The sequence below is a fragment of the Paenibacillus sp. p3-SID1389 genome, assembly GCF_025151705.1.
In the GTDB taxonomy this organism is placed as follows: Bacteria; Bacillota; Bacilli; order Paenibacillales; family Paenibacillaceae; genus Fontibacillus; species Fontibacillus phoenicis.
Window position 1 is genome coordinate 43,075 of record NZ_JALXVO010000028.1, and the last position, 10,038, is coordinate 53,112.

General features: G+C 51.2%; 9 protein-coding genes and 1 tRNA gene. All 10 read right to left on the reverse strand.

What is annotated here, in order from left to right; all coding sequences use genetic code 11:
* Nucleotides 1–26: 26 nt before the first annotated feature.
* The 10 genes from M3G15_RS12970 to M3G15_RS13015 all read right to left on the reverse strand — a co-directional run bounded on the left by M3G15_RS12970 (nt 27) and on the right by M3G15_RS13015 (nt 9,548).
* On the reverse strand, nt 27–842 hold the full coding sequence (locus M3G15_RS12970) for a YitT family protein (protein ID WP_232282370.1): 816 nt from the start codon (nt 840–842) through the stop codon (nt 27–29).
* Between the two features lie 316 nt (nt 843–1,158).
* Nucleotides 1,159–1,314: a hypothetical protein gene (locus M3G15_RS12975; protein WP_009226791.1), complete on the reverse strand. Its 156-nt coding sequence runs from the start codon at nt 1,312–1,314 to the stop codon at nt 1,159–1,161.
* Between the two features lie 109 nt (nt 1,315–1,423).
* Nucleotides 1,424–1,512 (reverse strand) — tRNA-Ser (locus tag M3G15_RS12980).
* A gap of 61 nt (nt 1,513–1,573) precedes the next feature.
* Nucleotides 1,574–2,860, reverse strand: a complete 1,287-nt coding sequence (serS, locus tag M3G15_RS12985; protein ID WP_009226790.1) for a serine--tRNA ligase — start codon at nt 2,858–2,860, stop codon at nt 1,574–1,576.
* A 142-nt stretch (nt 2,861–3,002) separates the two neighbouring features.
* Nucleotides 3,003–3,581 (reverse strand): pyridoxal 5'-phosphate synthase glutaminase subunit PdxT, encoded by a 579-nt coding sequence (pdxT, locus tag M3G15_RS12990; RefSeq protein WP_009226789.1) that lies wholly within the window; start codon nt 3,579–3,581, stop codon nt 3,003–3,005.
* Nucleotides 3,582–3,742: 161 nt separating this feature from the next.
* Nucleotides 3,743–4,624 carry a pyridoxal 5'-phosphate synthase lyase subunit PdxS gene (gene pdxS, locus M3G15_RS12995; RefSeq protein WP_009226788.1) on the reverse strand — a complete coding sequence of 294 codons (882 nt, stop codon included), beginning with the start codon at nt 4,622–4,624 and terminating at the stop codon, nt 3,743–3,745.
* 88 nt (nt 4,625–4,712) lie between these two features.
* Nucleotides 4,713–6,122 carry a D-alanyl-D-alanine carboxypeptidase family protein gene (locus tag M3G15_RS13000; RefSeq protein ID WP_009226787.1) on the reverse strand — a complete coding sequence of 470 codons (1,410 nt, stop codon included), beginning with the start codon at nt 6,120–6,122 and terminating at the stop codon, nt 4,713–4,715.
* A 146-nt stretch (nt 6,123–6,268) separates the two neighbouring features.
* Nucleotides 6,269–7,729, reverse strand: coding sequence for an IMP dehydrogenase (guaB, locus tag M3G15_RS13005; protein ID WP_260071162.1), 1,461 nt, complete (start codon nt 7,727–7,729; stop codon nt 6,269–6,271).
* Between the two features lie 382 nt (nt 7,730–8,111).
* A complete protein-coding gene (gene clpP / locus M3G15_RS13010) occupies nt 8,112–8,702 on the reverse strand; it encodes an ATP-dependent Clp endopeptidase proteolytic subunit ClpP (RefSeq protein ID WP_009227142.1) in 591 nt (196 codons plus the stop codon).
* A gap of 18 nt (nt 8,703–8,720) precedes the next feature.
* Nucleotides 8,721–9,548: an RNA polymerase sigma factor gene (locus M3G15_RS13015; protein ID WP_311202280.1), complete on the reverse strand. Its 828-nt coding sequence runs from the start codon at nt 9,546–9,548 to the stop codon at nt 8,721–8,723.
* Nucleotides 9,549–10,038: the final 490 nt, after the last annotated feature.

Here is a 10,038-nt window from a genome sequence, read left to right on the forward strand (position 1 = left end):
AAAAGGACGGAATTCATATCTCCAAATTAATGGATGGCCTTCTTCTTGAAACGTCCGCCCTTGACGTCATGAATATTTCCAACTGCCAAAAATGCATTTTCATCGTAATGGTTAACGATTTCCTTCAGCTTCGCTTCTTCCAAGCGGGTGATGACACAGAAGATGACCTTCTTCGGATCCCCGGAAAATCCGCCTTCTCCCGTTAAGTACGTAACGCCGCGACCCAAGCGACTTAGAATCGCGTCTCCGATCTCATCGATTTGATCGCTGATGATCCATACCGATTTCGACTCGTCCAAGCCATCTACCACGATATCAATCGATTTGTAGGCAATATAATATGCTAACAGCGAAAATAATGCGCGCTCCCAACCAAACACGAAGCCTGCGCTAAGCAAAATAAAGAAGTTAAAGAACATAATGATTTCGCCAACCGAAAATGGGGTTCTGCGCGAAATCAGAATGGCGACAATCTCAGTACCATCCAAGGAGCCCCCAAAACGGATGACCAAACCGGTCCCTACACCCAGCAAAATACCGCCAAACACAAAGGCCAGCAATGTATCCGTTACAAACGGTTCAACATGGTGCAACAGTGTTGTGCCGGCCGACATGACGGAAATACCCAACAGGGTGGATATCGCAAAAGTTTTGCCAATTTGCTTATAACCGACAATAAGAAAAGGGAGGTTGAAAAGGAAGAGGAATACCCCAAGCGGGAGACCCGACAAATAAGAGGACATTACGGAAATACCGGTTATACCGCCGTCCGTAATTTTGTTAGGCACCAAAAACAGTTCCAGTGCAACGGAGACGATCACCGCTCCAATGACAATAAACATCGATCTGAACAAGGTGCTTTTCAGCGTCCGCTGTTTATGTTGGCGTACTTGGGTTGCATTAGGTGGAATCAGATGGGTTGGATTAACTGCGTTCAAATGGCATCACGATCCTTTCAAGTTGATTTGTTCACTTCTTCCCTCTCACCAGGCTTTCTGTCATATTCATGCTCCCCTTTAAGGACACAACCTATCTTTATTATGACATTTTCTTGGCTTGTTGTCTTGTTCTAATTCATAAGTCCCCTGGCAGTTTCAATACAAAAGCCCCAGCAGAGCTGGGGCCGAGGGACAGCGAATCGTTTCCAATGAAGAGGGCTTACCCTTCCGGATTGTAATGGCCATCTTGTTTACGCATTTTTACCTTTTTGGACCCGGATAACGGTTCTGGGCCTCTTTTCCCCTTGTCTCGCCGATGATCCTGGTCTTGCACGTTGTCGGAGCCTGAGGTTTGATAGGTCTGCGGTTTCGTCATAACAAATAAAGCCTCCCTTGGTTTAATCCACAAGGTTAATTTGCGAAGAAACGGCAGCCCTTATACACGAAAAAAAGAGCATCTCTGCTCTCTGAGTATACGATATGTATGGCGGAGAGGGTGGGATTCGAACCCACGTGGGCTTGCACCCTAACGGTTTTCAAGACCGCCCCGTTATGACCGCTTCGGTACCTCTCCAAGGAAAAATCCGATTCGCGTAACAAATCAGATTCTACCATATCGTCCGCAAGCGCGCAAGTTAATTACGCTTGGTAATCTTCTGCAAATTCCCCATATAAGGGCGCAGAACTTCAGGAATAACAACACTTCCGTCCTCTTGTTGGTAATTCTCAAGAATGGCCGCTACGGTACGACCGACAGCCAGCCCTGAACCATTCAGCGTATGCACAAACTCCGGCTTCGCTTTCGGCTCCGGACGGAACCGGATGTTCGCCCGGCGAGCTTGGAAGTCCTCCACGTTAGAGCAAGAGGAGATTTCGCGGTAGACGCCGCTTTCCGGGAGCCATACCTCTAGGTCATACGTTTTAGCTGCCGTAAAGCCCATATCGCCCGTACACAAGGCAAGCACACGGTAAGGCAGGCCCAATAGCTGCAGCACGCGTTCCGCGTTCTCCGTCATTTTCTCCAGTTCGTCATAGGAGGTGTCCGGATGGACAATCTTGATCATTTCCACCTTATTGAACTGGTGCTGACGAATCAAACCCCGCGTATCGCGGCCCGCCGCGCCAGCCTCGGAACGGAAACAGGAGCTGTAAGCCACATAATAACGCGGCAAGTCTTCCGCATTCAAGATTTCGTCACGATGATAGTTGGTTACCGGCACCTCAGCCGTTGGGATCAGATAGTAGTCGTTGCTGCCGGTGAGCTTGAACAAGTCCTCTTCGAACTTCGGAAGCTGGCCTGTCCCGTACAAGCTGTCTTGATTCACGATGTACGGCGGAAGCATTTCCTCATACCCGTGCTCGTTGCTGTGCAGATCCATCATAAAGTTGATGAGTGCACGCTCAAGACGGGCCCCCAGCCCTTTGTAGAACGTAAACCGCGAGCCGGTTACCTTAGCTGCAGCCTCAAAGTCAAGGATGCCGAGGTCAGCGGCAATATCCCAATGCGCCTTCGGAGTAAAATCGAATTTCCGCGGTTCGCTCCAACGGCGCACCTCAACGTTATCTTCTTCAGAAGCCCCCACCGGTACACTCTCATGAGGAATGTTCGGAATCGAGAGCATCAGCTGATCAATTTGGGCCTCCAGCGTTCGTACCTCTTCGTCCAGCTCCTTGATGCGATCCCCGACTTCGCGCATCTCCACGATCAGCTCGTCGGCGTCCTCTTTGTTTTTCTTACGCTTGGCCACTTCTGCAGATACCGTGTTGCGACGGTTTTTGAGCGCTTCGCTCTCTTGAAGCAGCTCCCGGCGTTTCTCATCCAGCGGGGCAAAACCGGAGATCAGCTCCAACGATTTCCCCCGATTTTTCAGCGCTTCCTCAACGCGCGCATATTCATTTCGTAAGATTTTCACATCTAACATGAGTAGTCCCTCCTAGAATGATCCCGCACAGACCTGCCGACCTTCATCTGGGGAGACCCGCGGACGGAAAGGCTGCTTAACGGAAGTTCAAAACGCCGGTAAAACAGACAAAACCTCAACCCGCAAAGGAGTCAAGGCCTGCTTACGGCTGCTTGGCTTGCCTGATCATCTCCACAAAATACGTATGTAGCGAGAAGTCGTCGGTCAGTTCCGGGTGAAACGACGATACGAGCAAATGCCCTTGTCGTGCGGTCACGATCTCGTCCTTATAGGTCGACAACACCTCGACTCCGTCTCCAACCGCCGTGATCAGCGGAGCACGAATAAATACGGCCCGCAGCGGCGCCTCAAGTCCCTTCACGTCAAGGTCGGTCTCGAAGCTTTCACGCTGACGTCCAAACGCATTGCGCGATACTTTAATATCCATCAGACCGAGATGAGGTTCCTCGCCGCCCTCGATCTCCTTCGCCATGACGATCAATCCTGCACAAGTCCCAAAGATCGGTTTCCCTTGTCCAGAAAAATCCCGAATGGCTTCAATAAAGCCGTATTTCCGCATCAGCTTGCCGATCGTCGTGCTTTCGCCGCCAGGAATAATCAATCCATCCAAGTCAGCAAGCTGCTCGACTTGCTTCACGGTTACGCCTTCAACTCCGGTCTTCTCCAAGCTGCGGATATGCTCCGCAACTGCGCCTTGCAGCGCCAACACCCCTACTCTCATGATAAACCTTCTTTCTCTAGAGGTAGTTCAAATCGTCGTTACCATTCCTCTTTGAACATTCATTAAAACGGCAGTTTACTAAGATGTACCCCGACCATCCCTAGGGACAGCCGGGGTGAAAGACTTGCCTTTGATTCCAGCGGTTACTTCCGCTCTCAGGATTACCAGCCGCGATCCGACATCCGCTCTGCTGCGGCCAATTTGGAAATTTCAATGCCTTTCATCGGCGTACCCAAGTTCTTGGATACTTCAGCGATCAGTTTGTAATCCGTGTAATGCGTCGTCGCTTCAACGATCGCCCGGGCAAATTTCTCTGGATTATCCGATTTGAAAATACCGGATCCCACGAACACCCCGTCTGCACCCAAGTGCATCATCAAGGCCGCATCCGCCGGAGTAGCTACCCCGCCTGCAGCGAAGTTAACGACTGGCAGCTTGCCTTTCTCATGAACTTCGAGCAGCAGATCGTAAGAAACGCCGAGGTTTTTCGCTTCCGCATACAGTTCGTCCTTCGACATGTTTTGTACTTTGCGAATTTGGCTGTTGATCAGACGCATATGGCGTACCGCTTCAACGATGTTGCCCGTTCCTGGTTCGCCTTTCGTCCGGATCATCGATGCGCCTTCGCTGATCCGGCGCAGCGCTTCACCCAAGTCCTTAGCGCCGCACACGAACGGCACCGTGAAATCCCGTTTATCGATATGGAACACTTCATCCGCCGGGGTCAGTACTTCACTCTCGTCCAAATAGTCTACCCCAAGCGATTCCAGAACTTTCGCTTCCACGTAATGACCAATACGTGCTTTGGCCATAACCGGGATGGAGACAACCTTCATGACTTCCTCAATAATCGTTGGATCCGCCATGCGGGCAACGCCGCCAGCCGCCCGGATATCGGAAGGCACACGCTCCAGCGCCATAACGGCGGTAGCCCCGGCCGCTTCGGCAATTTTGGCTTGTTCCGCATTCATGACGTCCATAATGACGCCACCTTTTTGCATCTCAGCCATACCTCTTTTAACACGCGATGTTCCTGTTTCCATGTCCAATCCTCCCGATAATAATCTAACTAAATATTTTACAAGATACGCCTTAAATACACAACCCGTTTACTCGGATTTGAATGGACCGTTAGAAAAGATTTTTGATCCCGTTAAACAGATCGCTGAAGAAATCACCAATCGCCCGCATCACCAGGGTGAACCAGCCGGCTTTCTCCGCATCCTCGGCCGTGATCAGATTGACCGTCTTCTCAAGCGTTTGGTCCATGCCCGGCGCTTTAAACGTATAAGTCACCGTCCCAACCTTGGTTCCTTGCTTCAAAGGAGCTGTCAGGTTGCTTTCGTCGGCCAGCGTTACTTTGGCTTCAACCGCACTCGTATCTGCGCCTTTCGGCACAACGAAGCTAACCGCTTGATCGGTTACCACCGGAACTTCCGTATTTTTGGCTTTCTTCACCGTAACGGTTTCGGTTCCAGTAACTGTCGTCTTCGGCGGCACGATTTGTTTCGTTTCAAAGTTATTGAACCCGTAGTCCAGGACTTTCCGCGTTTCCACAAAGCGGGCTTTGTCCGAAGCGGTACCCATGACCACGCTAATTAGCCGCATTCCGTTACGCACCGCTGTACCTGTGAAGCAGTTACCGGCATTGGAGGTGTGTCCCGTCTTCAGACCGTCCAAACCCTCGTAAGCAAATTGTTTAAAGTTCGTGACGTTCTTATTGGCTTCCAGCATCCAGTTCAAGTTCACCATCGGCGCGGTATCGCGGTCGCGGAACTTCTTGCTTTGAATCGTTGTAAAGCGGGTAAAGTCCGGATGGTCCGTTACGATATATTTGGCCAAAATAGCAGCATCCAGCGCGGACATTACGGTTTCTTTCCCATCGGTCGGACGGAATTCCGCCGGCATATCTGCGATATCCAAACCGGTCGAGTTCGCAAAGTGGGCGGTCTTCATTCCCATCCGCTTGGCTTCATCGTTCATCATTTTCACAAAAGCCTGCTCGGAACCGGCCACATATTCTGCCAGAGCAACCGTCGCATCATTGGCGGAGGCAATCGCCATCGCCGTATATAGTTCTTCTACAGTATGTTGATCCCCTTCGGCCAGAAAAATCCGTGAACCGATCGTTTGGGCAGCATTTCTCCCTACGGTCACTACGTCATCCCAGCTGAACTTTCCTTGTTTCACAAGTTCCGCCACGATATATTCGGTCATCATCTTGGTCATGCTGGCCGGAGGCAGCGGTTGTTCCCCATTAACATTCAATAAGATTTGTCCAGAGACAGGCTCGAGCAAGATCGCAGCGCTGACTTCCAAACCTAAAGACTCCACGGAAGGAATTGAGGTAGCCGTTTGCACTGTCGTCGTTTCGGTTGTCGTTGTTTCGGCAGTAGTAGATTCTGTCTGTTCCCCTTCGGCCAGCGCCATCGCCGGCGCGAGAGAGAATACTAGCGCATTCAGCAGCAGCACAGAAGCAACGCCTTTGCGCAGGAAACGCCGTTTAGTTGTCGATTTGCGTTGTGGTTGTTTGAGTTTCAATGCCCTTAAAGCTCCCCTCATATTCTTTCATTTTGCTTTATCTATTCTATCACAGGGGTACCTGTAAAAAAAGACAAGCAGGGCGGAAAACGCCCTGCCAGTGTTGGAATATTATGGTCAGCTCATTTCTATCGAAATTTACGAGTTTATTGAATCGAGTAGTTAGGCGCTTCTTTGGTGATTTGTACGTCATGCGGATGGCTTTCGCGCAGGCCGGCACCCGTGATGCGCACAAACTGCGTATCGTTCCGCAGCTCTTCGAGCGTCTTCGTGCCGCAATACCCCATCCCGGAACGCAGACCGCCAATGAGTTGGTGGATCGTATCCGAGAGCGGTCCCTTATACGCTACGCGTCCTTCAATCCCTTCCGGAACGAGCTTCTTGTCATCGTCTTGGAAGTAGCGGTCCTTACTGCCTTGCTTCATGGCGCCCAGCGAGCCCATGCCTCTGTATACCTTATACCGACGCCCTTGATAGATTTCCGAGTCGCCAGGGCTTTCCTCGGTCCCGGCAAACAAGCTGCCCAGCATGACCGCATGCGCACCGGCCGCGATCGCTTTGGTAATTTCGCCGGAGTATTTGATGCCGCCGTCCGCGATAATCGGAATTCCGTATTCACGGGCAACTGTCGCGCAATCGTATACTGCCGTGATTTGCGGCACGCCGATCCCAGCGACGACGCGGGTGGTACAGATCGAACCCGGTCCGATCCCCACCTTCACAACGGAAGCTCCGGCTTCGATCAAAGCTCTCGTTCCCTCGCCTGTCGCTACGTTCCCTGCGATGATCGTCAAGTCCGGATACCGTCTGCGAAGCTCGGCCACAGCATCAATAATGTTAATGTGATGGCCATGCGCCGAATCGACTGTAATGACGTCAACGCCGGCTTTTACCAACGCCTCAGTCCGTTCAAAGGTATCCTTGGAGATGCCAACCGCTGCGCCAACAAGCAAGCGCCCTTGGGCATCCTTAGCCGCATTCGGGAATTGGATCGCTTTTTCAATATCTTTGATTGTGATAAGGCCTTTCAGAATATTCTGCTCGTCAACGAGCGGAAGCTTCTCGATTTTATGCTTTTGCAAAATAATTTCTGCTTCGTGCAACGATGTTCCCACCGGAGCGGTAATCAGGTTGTCTCTCGTCATGACGTCGCTGATTTTGATATTATAATCATGAACAAAGCGCAGGTCACGGTTGGTCAAAATCCCCACCAGTTTCTGCTCTTCATTCACAATCGGCACGCCGGAAATGCGGAACTTGGCCATAACCTGCTCTGCATCGGATACGAGATGATCTGGAGTCAGCGAGAAAGGATTGGTGATAACGCCGCTCTCGGAGCGCTTCACCCGATCGACCTCTTCAGCTTGTTGTTCGACCGGCATATTTTTATGGATGATCCCAATGCCGCCTTCCCGTGCGATGGCGATTGCCAGCGCCGCTTCGGTGACCGTGTCCATGCCTGCACTGATCAACGGAATATTCAGCTTCACCTTGTCGCTAAGCCGAGTGGACACGTCCACCTCTTTAGGCAATACCTCCGATTTACGGGGAATCAGAAGCACATCGTCAAACGTTAAGCCTTCCTTGTCAAATTTACTTTCCCACACCGTGATGAATCCTCCTTCGAATTTTGATGATTTGCTGGGCTTTATTCCTGAAATTCGGGTATAAAAAAAACGACTACCGTGTAATCCCTATGAAGACACAACCCTTATATATCAAGACCGTATAGCCGCTTACGAAAATATATTGTTCCCATCTTAGCAAAGCCCCTCTGGGCTGTCAAGGACAAGCGCAAGCAAAGTAACAGGCGGCCTCCCAGCGAATACGAGTGTCTATTTGTCGCGTACATTGACCTAAAATTTGCAGGTATTCTGATGCTAATCCTGCCCCATTCCCCTTCGTTTGATTCTGCAAAAAGAAATAGGACGGAGAAGCCTTGGGCGCCTTCTTCCGTCCTTGTATTTTCCTTGTATACACTTCGCTCAGCTAACGCTTATTGGGCGTAATCACCTGGTCGATGATCCCATACTCGCGCGCTTCGTCTGCGCTCATGAAATAATCTCGGTCCATGTCTTTTTCAATCCGCTCTAGGGGTTGACCGGTGCATTCCGCGGCAATGGTGTTCAGCACGGCTCGGGTTCGCAATATCCGGTTAGCACTGATCGCAATGTCGCTGGCCTGCCCTTGGGCACCTCCATGCGGTTGGTGAATCATGATCTCGCTGTTGGGAAGAGCAAATCGTTTGCCCTTTGCCCCGGCCATTAACAGGATCGCGGCAAAAGACGCCGCCATTCCAGAGCAGATCGTCTGCACGTCGGGTTTCACATACTGCATCGTATCGTAGATCGCAAAGCCAGCTGACGTCGAGCCGCCCGGACTGTTGATATAAAAGTAAATATCCTTCTCCGGATCCTCCGCCGCCAAAAATAGCATTTGCGCCATAATGCTATTCGCAACCTGATCATCAATCGCGGAACCGAGAAACACGATCCGATCCTTCAGCAAACGTGAATAAATGTCATACGACCGCTCTCCCCGGCCGGTTTGCTCAATGACGTAAGGAATGACTGAACTCATGGCTTACCCTCCTTCAAATCAGGCGGCAAGACCGTAGGACATCAACATCAGATGGTTCTGCACCGGATCGGCAACAAGAGTGTCTACCTTGCTTCGTAAAGAGCTGCGACGGTACGACTGGAGAGTTACCACCGGAACCACATCCTGAGGCCGGGCGTCGTTATACAGCATCGCCAGCGCAGCCGCGTCTTCTCGGCGAATCGCATCCATGTAGGCAAGAACGAGTACATCGTCGGTGAAAGCCTCGGGTAAGGTGTCCTCCTTCATGGATTGAACCTCACCCTCCGGTGGCGCTGCAACTCCTCGTCTGGAACCCTTCACTGTATTCCGCAGTCTGACCCGAGCTCTGTGCAAGGCGGCTTTCACCGCCCCTTCCGTCGACCCAATCAACTGCGCTGCTTCGCCAGCTGTATATTTTAAAGTATCAATCAGCAGCAGCGCGGTGCGTTGTAGAGGCGAAAGCTCGTCAACCAGCGTCTCCATTGCGGCCCACACTGCAGCAGGATCGGTCGGTTCCGGCGCTTGCAGATGTTCGTCCAGGGGGAGCGATTCAACCGGAAGCTTCCGTTTGCGTTTACGGTCGATCCAAGCATGCTGGGCGGCACGGTAAAGATAGGCTCGTGTGAGTTGAACGTCATCACCTTTCCCTTGCGTCGCCGACCATATCTTAAGCCATGTATCCTGCGCCAAATCGTCGCCTTCCCAAACGGATCCGGTGATAGATCGGCAGTAATTGCGCAGTGCGGTACCGTACAATTGGACCCATGTTTGAAAGTTGCCCCTTTCTGAACGGGACCGTGCAGACACGGATCTCTGCAGATCACGCTCCTTAGCTGCTATAGGCACCGGAACACACCTCCATCTGTAGTGTAAGATCTCGCGATCTCCAATGATCCATCTTGTGTCATGCCCTCACACCAGTCTTCGACCAACCAGGAGTAAGCTGAAGACTTACTCACCGGTATAAACGTGTTTTTCGGAAGGAACGATACGCGGGATCATCAAATTTTTTATATCATAACACCTTTCGTTCACACTACACACTAGCAGCTTTAGCCGCATTTGCAGCTCCCCACAGTGATCCCGGATTGGCTCGATTGGGGTAAAGTTTAAGTATGGCATAGTATAACTCATGAGCAGTATCTCAAGAGCGGTATCTCAGCTGCAGTATTGTACCGTCTGCCCCTCCACGCGATTCCTGCAAAAATGCAGTTTTTGTGAGGAGAAATTGCCATTTTGCCCAAAATCCCTGCAAAAGTGCAGGCTTTTGGGGCCGATTTGCTCCATTGCCCCAAATCACGAAAAAATAACTGCACTTTTGCAGGCTTCGGCTCAA